The sequence below is a fragment of the Caulobacter sp. 602-2 genome, from assembly GCF_011043625.1.
Lineage (GTDB): Bacteria > Pseudomonadota > Alphaproteobacteria > Caulobacterales > Caulobacteraceae > Caulobacter.
The window spans coordinates 146813-166546 of the sequence record NZ_JAAKGT010000004.1 but is presented as its reverse complement, the minus strand read 5'-3'; the positions used below and the strand labels follow the sequence as shown (position 1 = coordinate 166546).

Here is a 19734-nt window from a genome sequence, read left to right as displayed (position 1 = left end):
GCGACCATGCCGTGATGCGGCCCGCTCGCCAAGGCGGCGCGAGGGGCGTAGACCTTTGGCATGGCCGCCGCGCTCTACATGGACGCCGTGATCCGCCCCAACCGGTCGCTGAGCCGCACCGGCATGGCCGTGGTGCTGGGCGTGGCCGTCGCCTTCAACCTGATGGTCGCCGTATTCCTGCTGGTGGTCGGCGCGCCGCCGGTGCTGCCGTTCCTGGGGCTGGACGTCCTGGCCCTGTGGCTGGCCTTGCGGGCCAGCAACCGCGCCCTGTCGCGGTCGGAGCGGGTGAAGGTCACCGCCGAGGTCATTACAGTCAGCCGGGAAAACGACAAGGGCGCCCAGGTGGTCTGGACCTCGCCGACCGCCTTCACCCGCGTCGACCTGGACCAGCCGGGCGAGCACGAGTCGCGCGTGCGTCTCTTCATGTCGCGCCGTCGCCTGACCCTGGCCAGGGCGCTGAGCCCCGAGGAACGGGTGGCGTTCGCCCGCGCCCTGGAGCGGGCGATCAAGGCGGCCCGGGCCGAACGGCACGGTTAGCAAGAACCGGGCGGACGCCCCGCCCCGGCCGGCGTAGAGTGCGGCGATGGCCCTCGATCTCGTCCCGTCCGAACCTTCCGCCCCCGAAATCCTGGCGCGCCTGGCCGAACGCTCGGCCGACTATCACCGCATGGCCACGGCGCTGGACTGGCTGGCCCAGCGCTGGATGGACCGGCCGTCGCTGGACGAGGCCGCCGACGCCGTCGGCCTGTCGCCGTTCCATTTCCAGCGGATCTTCACCCGTTGGGCCGGGGTCAGCCCCAAGACCTTCGTGGCCGCCATCGCCCATGCCGAGGCCCGCCGCTCGCTCGAGGCCGGCGCCAGCGTGCTCGACGCGGCCTATGACGCGGGCCTGTCGGGGCCTTCGCGCCTGCACGACCTGTTCATCGCCCAGGAAGCCGCCACGCCGGGCGACGTGCGCCGCCGCGGCGCGGGCATGACCCTGCGCTGGGGCTGGGCCCCCACGCCGTTCGGCCGCGGCCTGTTCGTGCTGGCTGAGCGAGGCCTGGCGGGCCTGGCCTTCTCCGACGGCGACGACGACTTCAGCTTCGCCGACATGCACCGCCGCTGGCCCGGCGCGGACTGGGTGCGCGACGACGCGGCTGCTCAGGACACCGCCCTGAAGGCCTTCGGCGCCGGCGAAGGCCCCCTGCCCGTGGTGCTGATCGGCTCGCCCTACCAGGTGCAGGTGTGGAAGGCGCTGCTGCGCATCCCGGCCGGCGGGACGGCGACCTATGGCCAGGTGGCCGCCTGGGCCGGCAAGCCCAAGGCCTTCCAGGCCACCGGCGGCGCCATCGGCGCGAACCCCATCTCGCTGCTGATCCCCTGCCACCGGGCCATCGCCAAGGACGGCCGGCTCACCGGCTATCACTGGGGCCTGGCGCGCAAGGCCGCGATCCTGGGCATGGAGGCGGTGGCGACGCGGGAGGTGGCTTGAAGACGCCTTTCCGAGCACTCGCAACGCCGAGTCGCGAGTCGTTGAAGAGTCAAGATTTTTCTTGATTTCTCGCCCAATATGGCGCATCTTGAGGGCGTCGTTGATGGCGAGTGAAAAACAGCGACCCCGCCCGAAAGGGTTCCGCGGCGCGCGGAGGAAAGGGGTTCTCGCACAGAAATAGCTCCTCCTCGTGAGGAGCTATTTTTTGCCCGCGGCGGCGGACGCGTGATCTGCTCTCCCCGTACGGTCTTACCGATCAAGGTGGGCATGGTGATGGCCTCCAATCGCTTGCGCGGCGGCAAATTCGGCTTCGGATAGGCGCTGACGACGAAGAGGTTGACGTCGAAGTCGATTCCTCTCGCCTTGGCCAGATTGAAGAAGACCGCATAAGGCCCGGCCAGGCCGGGCATGTCTTCGATCAGCAAGTAGTTTCGCCCCTGACTGAAATAGGCGCGTGCGTTGGCCGAAGCGTTGATGATCCTGGGCAGGTGCATGGAGTGGCCATGCCGCTCGGGACAGAAACAGCGAAAATCGCTGCCTGCCTCGTACCGCAGAGAGGGATCGTCGCTTGGCCGGAGCTCCCGAGTGAACGTGTGGTGTCCGAACGTCACCAGCGCGCGATAATCGACGCTCCCACCTTTCGGCGTGACCACCAACAGGAATGGATCGAGGTGGGAGAGATCGTAGTGAACCCCCGCCGCTGCGAACGCTCCCCAGCCCACATTTCCTTCCCCGTATCGCGCGGCTTTCTCGCTTCCCGGCGCTCCAAGCTAGAGCACAATCAAAGCGAGCGTCAAATTGGCCCGACCATCACGGGAACAAAGATGGAACATACGTCCGAACTCGACGTCGGAGCGAGTCACTCTCGCCCGTAACCGCGATGCGGGGTCGAGTAACGGGTGGAGCAATGGAACCGGAGGTCTTGAAGGAACTGGCAGTGGTGTTGTCGGCGGTGGCGGGTGTGGTCACCGCCCTGGCCGGCCTGGTGTGGGCGTTTCGGCGGCGACCCTGATGGACGCCATATTCTTCTCGTCATCCCGGCTCTCCGCTACGCCACGGCCGGGATGACGAGAGTGACAAGCCTCAGGCCGTGCCGAGGAAGTCGCGCTTGCCGAGCACGACGCCGTTCTCGCGCAGGATCGCGTAGGCGGTGGAGAGGTGGAAATAGAAGTTCGGCAGGGCCTGGCCGGTCAGGTAGTCGAGGGCGTTGTGCTCGGTGGTCTCGCCGCGACGGGTCAGGGCCACGGTGCGGTCCTCGGCGCCGTCGAAGGCGGCGGGGTCCAGACCCTCGACATAGGCGATGGCGCGGGCCACGCGGGCCGACAGGTCCTCGAAGCTGGTCTCGACGTCGTCCCAGGCCGGAACCTCCAGGCCGGCCAGGCGGGCGCTGGCCCCCTTGGCGAAGTCGGTGGCGATCTGCACCTGACGGATCAGCGGGAACATGTCGGGATAGAGCCGGGCCTTCAGCAGGGCCTCGGGATCGAGCTTGAGCGCCTCGACATGGGCGGCGGCCTTGGCCAGCACGCCCGACAGGCCCTTCAGCCCCTGGACGAAGACGGGAACGCTGACGCGGTGGGCGGTGATGGTCATGGAGGCTCCGGTTAGGCTTCGGCGCTGGATGTAGGGTGGTTCGGCGCAAGGCGCAGCCCTGTGGTGGAGGCGATCGGACCAACGCCGAGGGCGTCGGAGATGACTTTCCGGCGTCTCGACAGCTGAAACCGCCCCCCCCCACCGGCCTTCGGCCGCCTCCCCCACGGGGGGAGGTTCTTTCAGGCGGCCTCGGCGCCGTCGTAGCGCGCCCTCGCCTCGCGGATCGCGCCGTGGTGCTCCACGGCCCAGGCGATCAGGGCGTTCAGCGGCGTCTGCAGCGACATCCCCAGCGGCGAAAGGCTGTATTCGACGCTGGGCGGCTTGGTGGGGAACACCTCGCGCTCGATCAGGCCGTCGCGCTGCAGGTCGCGCAGGGTCTGGGTCAGCATGCGCTGGGAGATGTCGGGCACGGCGCGCCGCAGGGTTCCGAACCGCTTGGGGCCGATGAACAGCAGCGACAGGATCAACGTGCTCCACTTGTCGCCCAGATGGTCGACGACGTCGCGCACCGGACAGTCGGCGCTGGTGAAGCCCTGGCCGCGCCAGCCCTCCATCGCTTCGCACATGGCCTCGGGAGAGAGGGCCTCGGGCGAAAGCGCGTCCGACGACAAGACGGGTGGTTCCTTCAAGGTGCCTATCTCCCGGAAAACTGCCGTCTTTACGGCGCACCATTGGTCTCACATCTACACCTGGTCTCGAAAAGAGACCAGCAAAGGACGCCCTCGATGACCGCCCAGCCCTTTCTCAATGATCGCCTTCTGGTGACCGGCGCCGGAGGCCAGTTGGGCCGCCGCGTGGTCGAACTGCTGCTGGAGGCCGGCGCCCCGCACGTGATCGCCACGACCCGCGACCCGGCCAAGCTGGCCGACCTGGCCGCAAAGGGCGTGGAGGTGCGCGCCGCCGACTTCGACGACCCGGCCTCGCTGGACACCGCCTTCGCCGGCGTCGATCGCCTGCTGCTGGTCAGCACCGACGCGCTGGACAAGCCCGGCCGCCGCATCGCCCAGCACCGCGCCGCCGTCGCCGCGGCCGTCAAGGCCGGGGTGAAGCATCTGGCCTACACCTCCGGTCCCGGCGTGCGCCCGCAGGTCGCGGGGATGGACGACCACTTCTGGACCGAGGCGGCGATCTTCGCCGAGGCCTCGCTCGACTGGACCATCCTGCGCCACCACCTCTATGCCGAGACGATCCTGATGGGCGCGGGCCAGGCCCTGGCCAGCGGGACCCTCTACACCGCCACCGCCGGCAAGGGCCGCGCCTATGTCGCCCGCGAGGATTGCGCCCGCGCCGACGTCGCCGCCCTGCTGGGCGCGCAGGGTCGCCAGGTCCTGGAAGTGACCGGCCCCGAGGCGGTCACCCAGGACGAGCTGGCCGCCCTGCTGGCGCAGGTCTCGGGCAAGCCTGTGGTCCACCAGGACATCCCGCTGGACGCCCTGCGCGCGGGCCTCGCCAGCGCCGGCCTGCCGCCGGCCTATGTGGAGCTGCTGGCCGTCTTCGACCACGACACCGCCGAAGGCCGCCATGCAGTGCTCACCGACACGGTCGAAAGCCTGACCGGCAAGGCGCCGACCTCGGTCGCGACCTTCCTGGCGGGGCAGAAGGCGGCGCTGGCTTAAGCGGCCTTGCGTCCTTCGAGGCCCGCTACGCAGGCGCCTCAGGATGAGGAATTCAGTGCGATGAGATCCCCATCCTGAGGAGCGAGCCGCAGGCGAGCCTCGAAGGACGCACCGACCTTCAGCGGAACGACTGCCCGCCTTGGCGGGTTTTGACCGGGTCCAATTCCACTCCCCCAGAAGGAGGAAGACCCATGAAAGTCAGCGACGCCATGACCAGCCAGGTCTCTGTCGCCCGTCCCGGCGACAGCATCCGCAAGGTCGCCGAGGTGATGGCCAAGGTCGACAGCGGCGTGGTGCCGGTGGTCGACAACGGCAAGGTGCTGGGCCTGGTCACCGACCGCGACATCGTCCTGCGCGTGGTCGCCGAGGGCCGCAGCTTCGACGCGCCCGTGTCGGAAGTGATGAGCGACGGCGAGGTGCTGTCGGTCAAGGAAGACGACGTCCTGGCCGACGCCACCGCCAAAATGGCCAATAACCAGGTCCGCCGCCTGGTGGTGCTGAACGAGAGCGGCAACCTGACCGGCATCCTGTCGCTGGGCGACGTGGCCAAGGACTACGGCGCCAAGCAGGTCGGCAAGACGCTGGAAGAGATCTCGCAGGACGGCGAGGCGGCGCACTAGGGCTTTTCCTTCTCCCACAGGGAGAAGGTGGCGCGAAGCGCCGGATGAGGGGTTACGAGGCCTGACGGCGTGCCGGCACGCCGGTTGACGCCGTCACCCCTCACCCTCCCAGGCTATCGCCTGGGCCCCTCCCTCTCCCCTCCGGGAGAGGGAAAAAACTAAAGGGCGGCTCCTTTCGGGGCCGCCCTTCGTCGTTCTGGTGATCGCGGAAGCGATTAGACCAGGGTCGGGTCGATCGCCTTGCAGGCTTCCATCAGGCCCTTCACCGAGTCCACCGACTTGGCGAACATCGCCTTTTCGGCGTCGTTGGTTTCGAACTCGATGATCTTCTCGGCGCCGGCGGCGCCGATGACCACCGGCACGCCGACGTACAGGCCCGACAGGCCGTACTCGCCGTTAAGGAAGGTGGCGCACGGCAGGACGCGCTTCTTGTCCTTCAGGTAGCTGGTGGCCATGGCGATGGCCGATTCAGCCGGGGCGTAGAAGGCCGAGCCGGTCTTCAGCAGGGCGACGATCTCGCCGCCGCCCTTGCGGGTGCGCTCGACGATGGCGTCCAGTTCTTCCTGGGTCAGGAAGCCGGCCTTCACGGCGTCCGGCAGCGGCAGGCCGCCGACGGTCGAGTGACGGACCATCGGGACCATGTCGTCGCCGTGGCCGCCCAGGGTCCAGGCGTGGATGTCTTCGACCGACACGCCGGTCTTTTCGGCCAGGAAGTAGGCGAAGCGGGCCGAGTCCAGGACGCCGGCCATGCCGATGACCTTTTCCTTCGGCAGGCCCGAGAACTGCTGCAGGGCCCAGACCATCGCGTCGAGCGGGTTGGTGATGCAGATGACGAAGGCGTTCGGGGCGTGGGCCTTGATGCCTTCGCCGACGGCCTTCATGACCTTCAGGTTGATGCCCAGCAGGTCGTCGCGGCTCATGCCCGGCTTGCGCGGCACGCCGGCGGTCACGATGCAGACGTCGGCGCCGGCGATGTCGGCGTAGTCGTTGGCGCCCTTCAGGGCCACGTCCTTGCCGAACACGGCCGAGGCTTCGGCGATGTCGAGCGCCTTGCCCTGCGGGGTGCCTTCGGCGATGTCGAACAGGATCACGTCGCCCAGCTCTTCGCGAGCGGCGATGTGGGCCAGGGTGCCGCCGATCATGCCGGCGCCGATAAGGGCGATCTTCGCGCGAGCCATGGGGTCTCCATCAGGCTGTGGACAGGAAATGTCGGGGCGCGGTCTACGCCCCTCGCGGCTCAGTCTCAAGCCCCCTTTCCCGTTTCGCTGCGCTGCGGCAAAACGATCACAACAAACACAAGGAGAGGCGCCGTGAGCAAGACCGATCCTGGACGCTTTTTCGAGGACTTCAGGCTCGGCCAGGTGCTGGTCCACGCCACGCCGCGCACGGTGACGGCCGGCGACGTCGCGCTGTACACGGCGCTTTACGGGCCGCGCTTCTCCCTCTTCTCGTCGGACGAATTCGCGCGGGCCTGCGACCTGGCCACCGCCCCGGTCGACCCGCTGATCGCCTTCCACGTGGTGTTCGGCAAGACGGTGCCCGACATCAGCCTGAACGCCGTGGCCAACCTCGGCTATGCCGAGGGCCGGTTCCTGGCCCCGGTGCTGCCCAGCGACACCCTGGCGGCGACGTCGGAGGTGATCGGGCTGAAGGAGAACTCCAACGGCAAGACCGGCGTGGTCTATGTGCGCACCACCGGGACCAACCAGCGCGGCGATGCGGTGCTGAGTTACGTGCGCTGGGTGATGGTACGAAAGCGCGACCCGGCCGCCGTGGTCGAGGGCCAGGCGGTTCCGGACCTGGCCAAGGCGGTGGACCCCAAGGACCTGGTCGTCCCGCCGGGCCTGGACTTCTCGACCTACGACTGGGCGCTGGCCGGCGCGCCGCACGCCTTCGAGGACTATGCGGTCGGCGAGAAGATCGACCATGTCGACGGCATGGCGGTCGAGGAAGCCGAGCACCAGATGGCCACGCGCCTGTGGCAGAACACCGCCAAGGTGCACTTCAACCAGTTCGAGCGGAGCAAGGACCCGTCGGGCCGGCGGCTCGTCTATGGCGGGGTGGTGATCTCGACGGCCAAGGCCCTGTCGTTCAACGGGCTGCAGAACGCCGGGCTGATCCTGGGGATCAACGGCGGCCGCCACGTGGCGCCGTTCTTCGCCGGCTCGACCGTCTTCGCCTGGAGCCAGGTGCTCGACAAGGCGGATCTGGGAGCGCTCGGCGCCCTGCGGTTGCGGCTGGTTGCCACCAGGGACAGGCCGTGTACGGATTTCCCCGACAAGGACGCCGAAGGGACCTACGACCCTGCGGTGATCCTGGATTTCGACTACTGGGCGGGGGTCCCCAAGCGTGGCTGATTTCTCTCTGCACCCGGCCTTCCCGGCCAGCTCCCACGCGGTCGGCGAGCTGGAACTGTGCCACGTGCGCCTGCACGACGACGCCCGCTATCCGTGGCTGGTGCTGATCCCCCGCGCCGACGGCCTGGTCGAGATCGAGGACCTGTCGGTCGAGGGTCGCGCGGCCCTGACCGAGGAAGTGGTCGCCGTCGGCGCGGCCGTCCGGGCCGTGGCCAGGGTGCTGGGCGTTGCGATCGACAAGCTGAACGTCGGCGCCCTGGGCAACGTCACCCCGCAGCTGCACGTCCATGTGCTGGGCCGCCGCGCCGGCGATCCGGCCTGGCCGGGTCCGGTATGGGGCCACAGCGCCGGCGTTCCCTATCCCGAGGACGTGCGCGCCACGGCGATCGCGGCGGCGCGGGCGGCGCTGGGGCTCTAGGCCAGGATCAGCGCGACGGCGATGCGGACGGCCAGAATGGCCAGGACCATCGCCCCCGCGCCGGCCAGGAACCACGGCCACGCAGGGCGCTTTTCCACGATCACCGTCGGCGGCGCCGGCGGCTGTTCGGCGTAGCGGGCCATGGCTTTCAGGGCGCGCAGGGCCTCGTCGGCCAGCTCCTTCATCCGGGCGACCGGCGACAGCTCGCGGGCGATCCAGCGGCGGACGACGGGATCGGAGGCGGCCCACAGGTCGTGGGCCGGATCGATGCGGCGGGCCACGCCCTCGACCGTGACCATGGTCTTCTGCAGCAGGACGAGCTCGGGCCGCAGGGCCATCTCGAACAGGGCGGTGATCTCGAAGAGCTGCGCCAGGAGCTTGCCCATCGACACCTGGCGGGCGTCGCGGCCGAACACCGGCTCGCCCACGGCGCGCAGGGCCTGGGCGAAGGCGTCCATGTCCTGGTGGGCGGGCACGTAACCGGCGTCGAAGTGGATCTTGGCCACCCGCACGTAGTCGCGGCTCAGGAACCCGTAGAGGATCTCGGCCAGGTACTTGCGCTCGGCCGGGCCCAGGCGCCCCACGATGCCGTAGTCGACGGCGGTGATGGCGGCCGGGGCGCTGACGAACAGGTTGCCCTCGTGCAGGTCGGCGTGGAACAGGCCGTGGTCCAGGGCCTGGGCCAGGAAGCCGCGGGTGACGTTGTCGGCCAGGGCCTTGCGATCGAGGCCCTCCTGCTCCAGCGCCTTGGGATCCGACAGCGGCACGCCCGGCGCCCAGGCCAGGGTCAGCACCCGCTTGCCGACGCCGTCCCAGACCACCGCCGGGGCGCGCATGTGGGTGTCGAGCGCCATGGCCTCGCCCAGCTCGGCGCAGCCGGCGGCCTCGAAGCGCAGGTCCATCTCCAGGTCGAGTGCGCGGATCACCACCTCGACGAACTCGCGCGGGCGCAGGCGGCGGGCGGCGGGGACCAGGCGGTGGGCCAGGTCGGCGGCCAGGCGCAGGGTGGCGCTGTCCTCGGCCACGCGGCGCTCGATGCCGGGACGCAGCACCTTCACGGCCACCTTGGCGCCGTCCAGCAGCGTCGCCTCGTGGGCCTGGGCCAGAGAGGCCGCGCCCACGGGCTCGCCGAAGCTGGCGTAGAGGCTGTCGATCGGCCGGGCGAGGCTGCGTTCGACCTCGGCCCGAGCGATGGCGGTCGGGAACGGCGCCAGGCGGTCCTTCAGGTGCGACAGGTCCTCGGCGAAGGTCGCGCCGAAGATGTCGGCCCGGGTCGACAGGAACTGGCCCATCTTGATGGCGACGGGCCCCAGGCCCTCGAGCGCGCGCGCCAGGCGTTCGCCCGGGCGGCCCTTGCGGGTCTTGCCGCCGGCGAACAGCCGCAGAAACCGGCCGGCCAGCCGCGCCGACGGGGGCAGCAGCGGCTCGACCTCTTTTGGAACCAGGGCGTCGGCGCGCACCAGGCGCCAGCCGGCGCCGATCAGGCGCAAGAAGGCGGCGGCGCGGCTCATGCGGCGAAGGCCTTCGGGGCGAACGAGCGGACGGCGGGCGAAAAGGTCATGCTCAGGCCTGAAAGCCTGCTCCGCGCCCGCCGGTCAAGGGCGGTGTGTCTTGGGGCGCGTCGGGAGGGGCCGAAGGCTCGACATTCGCCCGCGGTTCTGGCCCTGTCCGCCGGCGTCAATTCGGGGGCGGCATGTCGGACGATTGGGATTTCTATCAAACGCAGATCGACAGCAAGCCGGGCTCGATCTTCGTCGACCTGGGGATCGCGCAGGAGGCTCCGCTGAGGGATCGGCCGCGCGCCGCCTATCTGCGGGTCTTCATGCGGGCGCCGCGTCCGGACGGCCTGTCGAGCCAGGAGGAATTCGACGCCCTGATCGCCGTCGAGGACGCCGTCGTCGCGGCCGCCGAGGCCGTCGGCTGGCTCTATGTCGGCCGCAGCACCTCGGACGGGAATCGGGATTTCTTCTTCTACGGCCAGGACGGAGAGGCCATCCAAGCCGCCATGATCGAGGTCATGGGCGGGTTCGACGGCTATCATGCCGACATGGGCCAGCGGGACGATCCCGACTGGAGCAGCTACTTCGAGTTCCTCCATCCGTCCGAGAGGTCGCGGCAGACGATCAGCAATCGGCGCGTGCGCGAGTTGCTGGCCAACGAGGGCGATCAGGACGCGATCCCTCGGGTGATCGACCATCTCGCGCTTTTTCCCGACATGGCCGGGGCCGCGGCCTTCATCGCGGCGATCGCCGGCCAGGGCTTTGCGATCCTGCAGCCCGAGGCGCAGGACGAGGTGGGCGTCAGCTTCAGCCGGTCGGGTCGGCCGAGCGAGATGGACGAGGTCTGCCTGGACCTCGTCGACGCAGCGCGAGCCGCCGGCGGCCGCTATGACGGCTGGGGCTGCGAAGTCCAGACGGGATAGCGCCAGATCCTAGAGCGCCCAGCCCTGGTGCAGGGCCGCCACGCCGCCGGTGAAGTTGGTGTAGGTGGCACGCTTGAAGCCGGCCGCCTCGATCATCGACAGGAAGGTCTTCTGGTCGGGGAAGCGGCGGATGCTCTCGACCAGGTACTGGTAGGCGTCACGATCCTTGGCGACCCATTCGCCGACCTGCGGGATAACCTTGAAGCTGTAGGCGTCATAGGCCTTGGCGAGGGCTTCGGTGGCCGGGCGCGAGAACTCCAGGCACAGGAAGCGGCCGCCCGGCTTGAGAACGCGGCGGGCTTCGCGCAGGGCCGCGTCGATGTCGGTGACGTTGCGGATGCCGAACGAGATCACATAGGCGTCGGCATAGGCGTCGGGCAGCGGCAGACGTTGGGCGTCGCCCACGGTCCAGGTGATCTCGGGCTCGCCGCCCTTTTCGATCCCGGCCATGATCATCTCGGCGTTGTAGTCGACGATGTTGATGGTGGCGTCCGGGCCGCCGCGGCGCTGCTGGGCGTTGCGGGCCATTTTGGCGAAGCGGCGGGCCATGTCGCCGGTGCCGCCGGCGCAGTCGATGATGATCTCGCCCGGCTGCGGGTTGAGGCGGGCGGCGACCGCGTCTTTCCAGAGCCGGTGCACGCCGCCGCTCATCAGGTCGTTCATCAGGTCGTAGTTCTTGGCCACGCGGTCGAAGACCCCGCGCACCAGGCCCGCCTTCAGGGCGGGGTCCACGTCCTTGAATCCGAAAGTGGCGGAGGGCTTGCTCATGACGTCTACGGGTCGGGCTCTCTATATGATCTTCGCCTATTAGACCGCGTCTCGCGCCGCGTCATCGTTTTAAGGGGTCTTCCTTGCCCGAACTGCCCGAAGTCGAGACCGTCCGCCGCGGACTCGAGCCCGTCCTGTCCGGCGCGCGCCTCTCGCGCGTGCGCGCCAACCGTCCCGACCTGCGCTTTCCCCTGCCCGAGGGCTTCGTCCAGCGGCTGACCGGCGCGAAGATCCTGCGGCTGGAGCGGCGGGCGAAATATCTGCTGGCGCCGCTGGATCGCGGCGACACCCTGGTGATGCACCTGGGCATGACCGGAAGGTTCGAGATCGCGGCGCCCGAAGGATCGGTGAGGCCCGGCGACTTCGCCCGCGAGGTCAAGCCGGACGACAAGCACGCCCACGTCGTCTTCGAGACCCAAGAGGGCGCGACCGTCACCTATTACGACCCGCGCCGGTTCGGGTTCATGGACCTGATCGCCACCGACCGGGTCGACCGCCACCCGTGGTTCGCGACCATGGGGCCAGAGCCGCTGTCCGACGCCTTCGACGCCAAGACCCTGGTCAAGGCCTTCGGGGGCCGCAAGCAGGGGCCCAAGACCCTGCTGCTCGACCAGAAGACCGTGGCGGGCCTGGGCAACATCTATGTTTGCGAGGCCCTGCACCGCTCGGGCATCTCGCCGTTCAAGCCGTCGGGCCAGATCGCCGGCAAGCGCCTGGGGCCGCTGACCGCCGCCATCAAGGACGTGCTGGCCGAGGCTGTCGAGGTCGGCGGCTCGTCGCTGAAGGACTTCGCCGCCGCCGACGGGGCGCTGGGCTATTTCCAGCACCGCTTCCGGGTCTACGACCGCGAGGGCGAGCCCTGCCCCACCCCGGGCTGCAAGGGCGTGATCGCCCGCGAAGTCCAGGCCGGCCGCTCAACCTTTTTCTGCCCCGTTTGTCAGAAATGACCCTGGCCGCGCCTGCTCCGCTTCGGGCGCGGCTGACCGGTTTGGCGTGATGTTCCGTTCCTTCCTCGTCGCCCTGGCGGCCCTGCTGGCCACGCCCGCCCTCACCGCGCCCGCCCTGGCCGCGCCGCCGGTGTGGACCGTGCGCGACGCGGATTCCGAGGTCGTGCTGTTCGGCGCGATGCACGTCCTGCCCAAGGACCTGGACTGGAAGCCGCCGGCCCTGGACGCCGCCCTCGCGCGGGCCGACGACCTGTGGTTCGAGGTTCCGATGGACGCGGCCGCCGACCGGCGAATGCAGGACCTGGCCGGGGCCTACGGCCTCTTGCCGCCCGGCCAGACCCTGACCTCGCGCCTGAAGCCCCGCGCCGCCGCCCGCCTGCGCGACCTCGCCCAGCGCCTCGACGTGCCGATGAGCGAGCTGGAGCGCCTCAGGCCGTGGATGGCCGAGGTGCGGCTGACCACGGCCGCCTTCGCCAGGGACCAGGGCCTGGCCGAGGGCGGGGTCGAGCGGCGCCTGCAGGCCCAGGCGTCGCCCACGATCGCCCGCAAGGCCTTCGAGACCCCCGACGAGCAGATGGCCCTGTTCGCCGGTGCCTCCGAGGCCGACCAGGTGCGGACCCTGAACGCGACCGTCAGGCAGCTGCGCAAGGATCCCGGCGCCTATCGCCGACTGGTGGCCGCATGGTCGAAGGGCGATCAGAAGGCGCTGGAGCGCGCCGTCGTCGGCGGAATGCGGAAATCTTCGCCGGCCCTCTATCGCCGCTTCATCGTCGAGCGTAACGCACGATGGATGGACGCCCTGCAAGCGCGCCTGGCCGGATCTGGCCGGACGGTGGTGGTGGTCGGCGCCGGGCACCTTCTGGGTCCCGACGGCCTTCCGGCCCGCCTGCGCGCGCTGGGCTACGATGTCGAAGGGCCGCGCTAGACGGCCGAAGTGAGCATGAGGAACGAGCGCAGATGGCCTTTGAGACCCTGATCGTCGAACGCCCCGAAACCGCGCCCGGCGTGGCCCTGATCCGCCTGAACCGGCCCGAGGCGCTGAACGCCCTCAACAGCGTTCTGCTGACCGAGCTGGGCCAGGCCCTGGCCCAGGCGCAAGGCGACGACACGGTCGGCTGCATCGTGCTGACCGGCTCGCCCAAGGCCTTCGCGGCCGGCGCCGACATCAAGGAGATGTCGGACAAGTCCTATGCCGACATGTTCAAGACCGACTTCTTCACGGCCCAGGCCCGGGCGATCGAGACGGTGCGCAAGCCGATCATCGCCGCGGTGGCCGGCTACGCCCTGGGCGGCGGCTGCGAGCTGGCGATGATGTGCGACTTCATCCTGGCCGCCGACACCGCCAAGTTCGGCCAGCCGGAGATCAATCTGGGCGTCGCGCCCGGCATCGGCGGCACCCAGCGGCTGACCCGCCTGGTGGGCAAGTCCAAGGCCATGGACATGATCCTGACCGGCCGGATGATGGACGCCCAGGAAGCCGAGCGCGCGGGCCTGGTGTCGCGGATCTTCCCCGCCGACCAGCTGGTCGACGAGGCCGTCAAGGTCGCCGCCAAGATCGCCGCCCAGTCGCCCCTGGCCACGGCGATGAACAAGGAACTGGTCAACGCCGCCTACGAGACCACCCTGACCACGGGCGTGGCGCTGGAGCGGCGGCTGTTCCACTCGCTGTTCGCCTTCGACGACCAGAAGGAGGGGATGGCCGCCTTCGTCGAAAAGCGCAAACCCGCGTTCAAGGGTTCGTGACGCGTCGGTCGCTCGCCGGGCGAAGATTCCCATTGTGGATGGATTGACCGGTCGGCGGCCTTCCCGTATATCCGCGCGCTCTTGATTTCACCTGCTTCGCGGCCGCCCGCGCGGCCGTCCGTTTGAAGGTCCTATCCATGGCCAATAATCCCGGCGCCAAGAAAGCGATCCGCAAGATCGCCCGTCGCACCGAAGTGAACACCGCTCGTCGTTCGCGCGTCCGCACCTTCCTGCGCAAGTTCGACGACGCCATCGCCAAGGGCGACGTCGCCGTCGCCAAGGCCGCCTTCATCGAGGCTCAATCGGAGCTGATGCGCGCCGTTTCGAAGGGCGTCGTTCACCCGAACACGGGCTCGCGCAAGGTGTCGCGCCTGGCCGCCCGTCTGAAGAAGCTGGATAAGGCCGCCGCCTAAGTCCAGTTCGCGAACGAACGCCGTTCGTTCAGCGAAATCAAAGACTTGTAGAAGCCGATCGAGGCAACTCGGTCGGCTTTTGCTTTGTCTATGTACTCCTTTACCTGCCCCCCGGCTCGTCGAACGAAAGTCTTCAAAACGGCTTTCCCTTGACGGGCGAGGCGGTGTCGCGAGTCAACAGAAATATCCGCGATCGGACGCAAGTTTTCCGTTTGACCGGCCCGGGCCGGTGGCTAGTTTAAAGGTCTCAGCGCTCTCCCAGTCTTGTGACGACAGCGGCGGCGGCGGACACCATGCGTTCGCCGGTTAAGCCCCTGTGTGTCCTCAATAAATGCGGGGGGAGAGTTTCTGAGCTCGGTCGTGCGCCATGGGGGGCTTGCGACCGGCAATCTGTAATTGTGTGTATGCAGGCGCGAGGCGGTGAACTGATGTCGATCAAGGTCGGGGCGGCCAGTCAGGAATTGTCGGCGGCGTATGCCGCCGTCACGCGCGAGCCTGCCGGCATCGTGTGGAACAAGGTCTGCGTCTCCCTGAAACGCGAGCTGGGCGACGCCGCCTTCGGTTCGTGGATCGCGCCCGCGGTCCTGCGTGAAACCCAGGCCGGCGACGTCGTCCTCGTCACCCCCACCGGCATCGCGCGCGACTGGATCCGTCGCAGCGCCTGGCGCCGCATCGGCGAGCTGTGGGCCGCCGGCGACGCCGTGGGCCGCCGCCTGGACCTGAAGTCGCGCCTCGAGTTCGAAGCCTCGGCCGACGCCGCCTCGGCCACGACCGGCGCCGTCTATGTCGAGGCCAAGCCGCAGCCGATCGAGATCGTGCTGCCCGTCTCCAGCGACATCCCCGCCGCCGCGCCGACCCCCACCGGCAAGACCTCGCCGGTGCAGGGCCTGCAGGAACGCTTCACCTTCGACAGCTTCGTCCCGGGTCCGGCCAACGAGTTCGCCCACGCCGTGGCGCGCCGCGTCGCCAGCTGGGCCGACGGCCACTTCAACCCGGTGCTGTTCCACGGCCCCTACGGCTTCGGCAAGACGCACCTTCTGAACGCCCTGGCCTGGGAGGCCATGCGCGCCGCCCCGAACAAGCGCGTCGTGTACCTGACCGCCGAACGCTTCCTGTCGACCTTCGTCCGCGCGGTCATGGATCGCCAGACCACGGCCTTCAAGGACGAGCTGCGCGGCGCCGACCTCCTGATCATCGACGACGTGCACTTCATCGCCGGCAAGCAGTCGAGCCAGGAAGAGCTGTTCCACACCCTGACCGCCCTCGTCGAGGACGGCCGCCGGGTGGTGTTCTCGGCCGACCGTCCGCCCTCGGCCATGACCGAGATGGACGCCCGCCTGCGCTCGCACCTGTCCGCCGGCCTGGTCTGCGGCATGGAGCCGGCCGACCGTTCGCTGCGCCTGGGCATCCTGGAGCGCAAGATCGAGGCGCTGGGCCGCGCCCAGGGCTTCACCGGCACGGTGCGCCCCGAGGTGCTGCAGTTCCTGGCCGACCGCTTCACCGACAGCGTCCGCGAGCTGGAAGGGGCGCTCAACACCCTGACCGCCCGCGCCGGCGAGCGCCTGTCGCGCCTGTCGCTGGATGAAGTCCAGGCGATCCTGCGCCCGCACCTGCGCGGCGGCGAGAAGCGGATCACCATCGACGACATCCAGAAGGCGACGTCCGAGCACTACGGCATGAAGCAGGCCGACCTGCTCAGCGAGCGCCGCAACCGCGCCATCGCCCGTCCGCGCCAGGCCGCCATGTGGCTGGCCAAGCAGCTGACCACCCGCTCGCTGCCGGACATCGGCCGTCGCTTCGGCGGTCGCGACCACACCACGGTGCTGCACGCCGTGCGCCGCATCGAGGCCCTGCGCCAGGACGACGCCGTGCTGAGCCAGGACCTGGAGACCATCACCCGCAAGCTGCGCGGCTGATCAGGGCTTTCCAGTTCGACCGAAGGGGCCGCTCCGCAAGGGGCGGCCCTTTTCGTTTGATCCTCCCCCTCTGGGGGAGCATCGATCAGCCAGCCCGCGCCCGCCTGAGCGTCAAATTGATCCGCCCTCCCCCCGGCACGAGCCGCGAGGAGCCGGGCAGGATGCGATCCACGCCGTGGAAGGCCAGGCGCGCGGGACCCGACAACCGACACACGTCGCCGGAGGCCAGGCGCACCGAGCGGGTCGGGTCCTTGCGGCTGGTTCCGCCGATGCGGAACACCGCCGTGTCGCCCAGCGAGATCGACAGCACCGGAAAGCGCGGGTCGGCCTCGTCGCGGTCCTGGTGCAGGCCCATGCGGGCCTCAGGGCCGTAGAAATTGACCAGGCAGGCGTCGGGCGGAACCTCCGCATCGCCCAGCGCCGCCCAAAGATCGAGCAGCGCCCGGGGCATCGCCGGCCAGGCCGCGCCGGTCCTGGGATGACGGTCGGCATAGCGGTAGCCGGCCGCGTCGCTGGTCCAGCCCAGCGGCCCCAGGCTGGTCATCGCCACGCTCATCGCCTTGCCGTAGGGCGTTGCGTAGTTGGCCGGCGGGGCGGTCTCGGCCGCCGCCAGCACCGCCTCGACCAGCGCCCGCTGGGCGTCCGGCGACAGCAGGCCGGGCCAGAGATCGAAGCCGGGGACGAGGCTGACAGGGGTCATCATTACGCGGAATTAATGCCTGTGGACGGGCGGATGGGTGTTGGTTCGCCCCCTCGCGGGGTTTCTCCGCACGATCATTCCATACCAGGGCCGTTCATGCGTCGTCTTCTGTCCACCGCCGCCGCGGTCACGCTGCTTCTCGCCTCCGGAACCGCCCTCGCCGCCCCGGCCGCCTCCGGCTCCAAGGGGGCCACGCCGGCCACGGTGACCACCCAGCTGCCGCGCAACGCCCACCCCACCCACTACGACCTGTCGTTCACGCCCGACGCCAAGGCGATGAGCTTCACCGCCTCGGTGAAGATCGCCGTGGAGGTGACCGAGCCGACCGCGACCATCACCCTGCAGGCGGCCGACCTGACGTTCGCGAAGGCCACGATCGACGGCCAGCCGGCGATCATCAAGGTCGACGAGGACGCCCAGACCGCCGCCTTCACGCTGAAGGCGCCGCTGGCCAAGGGCAAGCACGTGCTGGCCATCGACTACGCCGGCAAGATCTACACCCAGGCCGCGGGCCTGTTCGCCCTCGACTACGACACCGAGGAAGGCCAGAGGCGCGCCCTCTACACCCAATTCGAGAACTCCGACGCCCGCCGGTTCATCCCCTCGTGGGACGAGCCGTTCCACAAGGCGACGTTCAGCGTCGAGGCGACGATCCCGACCGGCCAGATGGCCCTTTCCAACATGCCGATCGCCAAGAGCGTCGATCTGGGCGGCGGCAAGACCCGCGTGACCTTCGCCACCTCGCCGAAGATGTCGACCTACCTGCTGTTCTTCGGCCTGGGCGAGTTCGAGCGCGCCAGCGTCAAGACCGCCGGCGTCGACATCGGCGTCGTCACCAAGAAGGGCGACCTGGCCAAGGCGAAGTTCGCCCTGGAATCCGCCGGCCCGCTGACGGCCTGGTACAACGACTACTTCGGCGTCTCCTACCCGCTGCCGGCGCTGGACCACATCGCCGCCCCGGGCCGCAGCCAGTTCTTCAGCGCCATGGAGAACTGGGGCGCGATCTTCTACTTCGAATACGCTCTGCTGATGGATCCGAAGATCTCGACCCAGCGCGACGCCCAGAACATCTACACCACCGTCGCCCACGAGACCGCCCACCAGTGGTTCGGCAACCTGGTGACCATGGCCTGGTGGGACGACCTGTGGCTGAACGAGGGCTTCGCCTCGTGGATGGAGGGCCGGGCGACCGAGAAGTTCCATCCCGAGTGGAACGCCGCCCTGGCGGCCGTGGGCGGGCGCGAATACGCCATGAACCTGGACGGCTTGGTCACCACCCACCCCGTCGTGCAGCACGTCGAGACCGTCGAGCAGGCCAGCCAGGCCTTCGACGCCATCACCTACCAGAAGGGCGAGGCGGTCATCCGCATGCTCGAGGGCTATGTCGGCGAGGACGCCTGGCGCACCGGCGTGCGCGCCTACATCAAGGCCCACGCCTACGGCAACACGGTCAGCGACGACCTGTGGAAGGCGGTCGAGACCGCCGCCGGCAAGCCGATCACCGCCATCGCCCACGACTTCACCCTGCAGCCGGGCGTGCCGCTGATCCGCGTCGAGGCCGGCGCCTGCCAGGCCGGCAAGCAGGTGCTGACCCTGACCCAGGGCGAGTTCAGCAAGGACTTCCCCGACAAGACGCCGCTGTCCTGGCGCGTGCCGGTCAACGCCAAGGCCCTGGACGGGACGAGCATCGCCAAGACCGTGGTCGAGGGCGGCAAGGCCAGCCTGACGGTCGAGGGCTGCGGCCCCGTGGTCGTCAACGCCGGCCAGAGCGGCTACTACCGCACCCTCTACGCTCCGGCCCAATTCCAGGCCCTGGCGGCCAACTTCGGCAAGCTGCCGGCCATCGACCAGCTGGGCCTGCTGTCGGACGCCTGGTCGATGGGCACGGCGGGCCAGCAGTCGTCGACCGACGCCCTGGCCCTGATCGCCGCCACGCCGGGCGACGCCGACCCGCAAGTGCTGTCCAAGGCCGCCGGCGTGCTGTCGGCCATCGACGGCTACTACGAAGGCCAGCCCGAGCGCGCGGCCTTCCGCAAGCTGGCCGTCGCCCGGCTGTCGCCGATGCTGGCCCGCGTGGGCTGGGAGGCCAAGGCCGGCGAGCCCGACCCCGTGGCCATCCTGCGCGGCGACCTGATCGCCACCCTGGGCGAGTTGGGCGATCCCACCGTGGTCGCCGAGGCCCGCAAGCGCTACGCCGCCGACAAGACCGATCCCGCCGCCATCCCCGGCCCGCTGCGCAAGGCGATCCTCGGCGTCGTGGCCGTCAACGCCGACGCGGCGACCTGGGACGCCATCCACGCCCAGGCCCAGGCCGAGAAGACCCCGCTGGTCCGCGCTCAGCTGTACAGCCTGCTGGCCTCGGCCGACGACGAGGCCCTGGCCCGCAAGGCCCTGGAGCTGGCGCTGACCGCCGAGCCGGGCGAGACCAACTCGGCCGGCATGATCTCGGGCGTCGCCTCGCGCCATCCGGACATGGCCTTCGACTTCGCCGCGGCCCATCGCGACGCGGTCGACGCCAAGGTCGACAACAGCGCCCGCACCCGCTTCATCCCCAGCCTGGCCAGGGCTTCGGGCAAGCCGGAAACGGCCGAGAAGCTGAAGGCCTGGGCGGCCGCCAACCTGACTGAGAGCTCGCGCAAGGAAGCCGACAAGGCGATCTCGGCCATCGAATACCGGGCCAAGGTGCGTCGCGAGCGTCTGCCGGCGATCACCGCCTGGGTCGCCAAGGCCGGCTGAACCGGACTTTTCGC

The 19734-nt window shown here is 69.5% G+C and carries 20 protein-coding genes; 13 read left to right on the top strand and 7 right to left on the bottom strand.

The annotated features are described in order from the left end of the window. Window positions 1-60: 60 nt before the first annotated feature. Both G5B46_RS10935 and G5B46_RS10930 read left to right on the top strand, forming a co-directional pair. Window positions 61-537, top strand: a complete 477-nt coding sequence (locus G5B46_RS10935; protein ID WP_165258649.1) for a DUF2244 domain-containing protein — start codon at window positions 61-63, stop codon at window positions 535-537. A gap of 46 nt (window positions 538-583) precedes the next feature. Then, on the top strand, window positions 584-1474 hold the full coding sequence (locus tag G5B46_RS10930; RefSeq protein ID WP_165258648.1) for a bifunctional helix-turn-helix domain-containing protein/methylated-DNA--[protein]-cysteine S-methyltransferase: 891 nt from the start codon (window positions 584-586) through the stop codon (window positions 1472-1474). Here G5B46_RS10930 and G5B46_RS10925 read toward each other — a convergent pair. The 3 genes from G5B46_RS10925 to G5B46_RS10915 all read right to left on the bottom strand — a co-directional run bounded on the left by G5B46_RS10925 (window position 1405) and on the right by G5B46_RS10915 (window position 3675). Next, window positions 1405-2196, bottom strand: a complete 792-nt coding sequence (locus G5B46_RS10925; RefSeq protein ID WP_165258646.1) for a hypothetical protein — start codon at window positions 2194-2196, stop codon at window positions 1405-1407. The genes G5B46_RS10930 and G5B46_RS10925 overlap by 70 nt on opposite strands. 361 nt (window positions 2197-2557) lie before the next feature. Continuing rightward, window positions 2558-3064, bottom strand: coding sequence for a DUF1993 family protein (locus G5B46_RS10920; RefSeq protein ID WP_165258644.1), 507 nt, complete (start codon window positions 3062-3064; stop codon window positions 2558-2560). A gap of 179 nt (window positions 3065-3243) precedes the next feature. Beyond that, complete coding sequence (locus G5B46_RS10915; RefSeq protein ID WP_240903434.1) at window positions 3244-3675, bottom strand: helix-turn-helix domain-containing protein; 432 nt, start codon at window positions 3673-3675, stop codon at window positions 3244-3246. A 114-nt stretch (window positions 3676-3789) separates the two neighbouring features. Between G5B46_RS10915 and G5B46_RS10910 the strand changes: the two genes are divergently transcribed. Continuing rightward, a complete protein-coding gene (locus G5B46_RS10910) occupies window positions 3790-4680 on the top strand; it encodes an NAD(P)H-binding protein (RefSeq protein ID WP_165258643.1) in 891 nt (296 codons plus the stop codon). A 191-nt stretch (window positions 4681-4871) separates the two neighbouring features. Continuing rightward, window positions 4872-5300, top strand: coding sequence for a CBS domain-containing protein (locus G5B46_RS10905; protein WP_165258641.1), 429 nt, complete (start codon window positions 4872-4874; stop codon window positions 5298-5300). A 215-nt stretch (window positions 5301-5515) separates the two neighbouring features. On the opposite strand, the gene mdh is transcribed toward G5B46_RS10905, so the two are convergent. After that, window positions 5516-6478 (bottom strand): malate dehydrogenase, encoded by a 963-nt coding sequence (mdh, locus tag G5B46_RS10900; RefSeq protein ID WP_165258640.1) that lies wholly within the window; start codon window positions 6476-6478, stop codon window positions 5516-5518. Window positions 6479-6610: 132 nt separating this feature from the next. On the opposite strand from mdh, the gene G5B46_RS10895 reads away from it, so the two are divergent. Next, window positions 6611-7657: a MaoC family dehydratase gene (locus tag G5B46_RS10895; RefSeq protein WP_165258638.1), complete on the top strand. Its 1047-nt coding sequence runs from the start codon at window positions 6611-6613 to the stop codon at window positions 7655-7657. Beyond that, entirely contained in the window at window positions 7650-8075 is a 426-nt protein-coding gene (locus G5B46_RS10890) for an HIT domain-containing protein (protein WP_165258636.1), read from the top strand. The genes G5B46_RS10895 and G5B46_RS10890 overlap by 8 nt, the downstream gene beginning before the upstream one ends. On the opposite strand, the gene ubiB is transcribed toward G5B46_RS10890, so the two are convergent. Further along, window positions 8072-9586 (bottom strand): 2-polyprenylphenol 6-hydroxylase, encoded by a 1515-nt coding sequence (gene ubiB / locus G5B46_RS10885; protein ID WP_165258635.1) that lies wholly within the window; start codon window positions 9584-9586, stop codon window positions 8072-8074. The genes G5B46_RS10890 and ubiB overlap by 4 nt on opposite strands. A gap of 182 nt (window positions 9587-9768) precedes the next feature. Here ubiB and G5B46_RS10880 point away from each other — a divergent pair, with 182 nt between their 5' ends. Further along, a complete protein-coding gene (locus tag G5B46_RS10880) occupies window positions 9769-10497 on the top strand; it encodes a DUF695 domain-containing protein (protein WP_165258633.1) in 729 nt (242 codons plus the stop codon). Between the two features lie 9 nt (window positions 10498-10506). Here G5B46_RS10880 and G5B46_RS10875 read toward each other — a convergent pair whose 3' ends face one another. Beyond that, window positions 10507-11265, bottom strand: a complete 759-nt coding sequence (locus G5B46_RS10875) for a class I SAM-dependent methyltransferase (RefSeq protein ID WP_110118383.1) — start codon at window positions 11263-11265, stop codon at window positions 10507-10509. Window positions 11266-11348: 83 nt separating this feature from the next. Between G5B46_RS10875 and mutM the strand changes: the two genes are divergently transcribed. The 5 genes from mutM to dnaA all read left to right on the top strand — a co-directional run bounded on the left by mutM (window position 11349) and on the right by dnaA (window position 16284). Continuing rightward, window positions 11349-12212, top strand: coding sequence for a bifunctional DNA-formamidopyrimidine glycosylase/DNA-(apurinic or apyrimidinic site) lyase (gene mutM / locus G5B46_RS10870; RefSeq protein WP_165258631.1), 864 nt, complete (start codon window positions 11349-11351; stop codon window positions 12210-12212). A gap of 49 nt (window positions 12213-12261) precedes the next feature. Beyond that, a complete protein-coding gene (locus G5B46_RS10865) occupies window positions 12262-13137 on the top strand; it encodes a TraB/GumN family protein (RefSeq protein WP_165258629.1) in 876 nt (291 codons plus the stop codon). Between the two features lie 32 nt (window positions 13138-13169). Further along, window positions 13170-13955 carry an enoyl-CoA hydratase gene (locus G5B46_RS10860; protein WP_165258627.1) on the top strand — a complete coding sequence of 262 codons (786 nt, stop codon included), beginning with the start codon at window positions 13170-13172 and terminating at the stop codon, window positions 13953-13955. 137 nt (window positions 13956-14092) lie between these two features. Beyond that, window positions 14093-14368, top strand: a complete 276-nt coding sequence (rpsT, locus tag G5B46_RS10855) for a 30S ribosomal protein S20 (RefSeq protein ID WP_165258625.1) — start codon at window positions 14093-14095, stop codon at window positions 14366-14368. Between the two features lie 428 nt (window positions 14369-14796). Beyond that, complete coding sequence (dnaA, locus tag G5B46_RS10850) at window positions 14797-16284, top strand: chromosomal replication initiator protein DnaA (protein ID WP_165258623.1); 1488 nt, start codon at window positions 14797-14799, stop codon at window positions 16282-16284. An 85-nt stretch (window positions 16285-16369) separates the two neighbouring features. Here dnaA and G5B46_RS10845 read toward each other — a convergent pair whose 3' ends face one another. Continuing rightward, entirely contained in the window at window positions 16370-16987 is a 618-nt protein-coding gene (locus G5B46_RS10845) for an alpha-ketoglutarate-dependent dioxygenase AlkB (protein WP_165258621.1), read from the bottom strand. Window positions 16988-17080: 93 nt separating this feature from the next. Here G5B46_RS10845 and G5B46_RS10840 point away from each other — a divergent pair, with 93 nt between their 5' ends. Beyond that, window positions 17081-19720: a M1 family metallopeptidase gene (locus G5B46_RS10840; protein ID WP_165258619.1), complete on the top strand. Its 2640-nt coding sequence runs from the start codon at window positions 17081-17083 to the stop codon at window positions 19718-19720. Window positions 19721-19734: the final 14 nt, after the last annotated feature.

Bases quoted from the DNA above. Each gene is read 5' to 3' on its own strand.
- ubiB (WP_165258635.1), bottom strand. From the start codon at position 9,586: ATGAGCCGCGCCGCCGCCTTCTTGCGCCTGATCGGCGCCGGCTGGCGC.
- G5B46_RS10875 (WP_110118383.1), bottom strand. From the start codon at position 11,265: ATGAGCAAGCCCTCCGCCACTTTCGGATTCAAGGACGTGGACCCCGCC.
- rpsT (WP_165258625.1), top strand. From the start codon at position 14,093: ATGGCCAATAATCCCGGCGCCAAGAAAGCGATCCGCAAGATCGCCCGT.
- G5B46_RS10865 (WP_165258629.1), top strand. From the start codon at position 12,262: ATGTTCCGTTCCTTCCTCGTCGCCCTGGCGGCCCTGCTGGCCACGCCC.
- G5B46_RS10910 (WP_165258643.1), top strand. From the start codon at position 3,790: ATGACCGCCCAGCCCTTTCTCAATGATCGCCTTCTGGTGACCGGCGCC.
- G5B46_RS10905 (WP_165258641.1), top strand. From the start codon at position 4,872: ATGAAAGTCAGCGACGCCATGACCAGCCAGGTCTCTGTCGCCCGTCCC.
- G5B46_RS10845 (WP_165258621.1), bottom strand. From the start codon at position 16,987: ATGATGACCCCTGTCAGCCTCGTCCCCGGCTTCGATCTCTGGCCCGGC.
- G5B46_RS10840 (WP_165258619.1), top strand. From the start codon at position 17,081: ATGCGTCGTCTTCTGTCCACCGCCGCCGCGGTCACGCTGCTTCTCGCC.
- G5B46_RS10920 (WP_165258644.1), bottom strand. From the start codon at position 3,064: ATGACCATCACCGCCCACCGCGTCAGCGTTCCCGTCTTCGTCCAGGGG.
- G5B46_RS10880 (WP_165258633.1), top strand. From the start codon at position 9,769: ATGTCGGACGATTGGGATTTCTATCAAACGCAGATCGACAGCAAGCCG.
- G5B46_RS10860 (WP_165258627.1), top strand. From the start codon at position 13,170: ATGGCCTTTGAGACCCTGATCGTCGAACGCCCCGAAACCGCGCCCGGC.
- G5B46_RS10935 (WP_165258649.1), top strand. From the start codon at position 61: ATGGCCGCCGCGCTCTACATGGACGCCGTGATCCGCCCCAACCGGTCG.
- dnaA (WP_165258623.1), top strand. From the start codon at position 14,797: ATGTCGATCAAGGTCGGGGCGGCCAGTCAGGAATTGTCGGCGGCGTAT.
- mdh (WP_165258640.1), bottom strand. From the start codon at position 6,478: ATGGCTCGCGCGAAGATCGCCCTTATCGGCGCCGGCATGATCGGCGGC.
- G5B46_RS10930 (WP_165258648.1), top strand. From the start codon at position 584: ATGGCCCTCGATCTCGTCCCGTCCGAACCTTCCGCCCCCGAAATCCTG.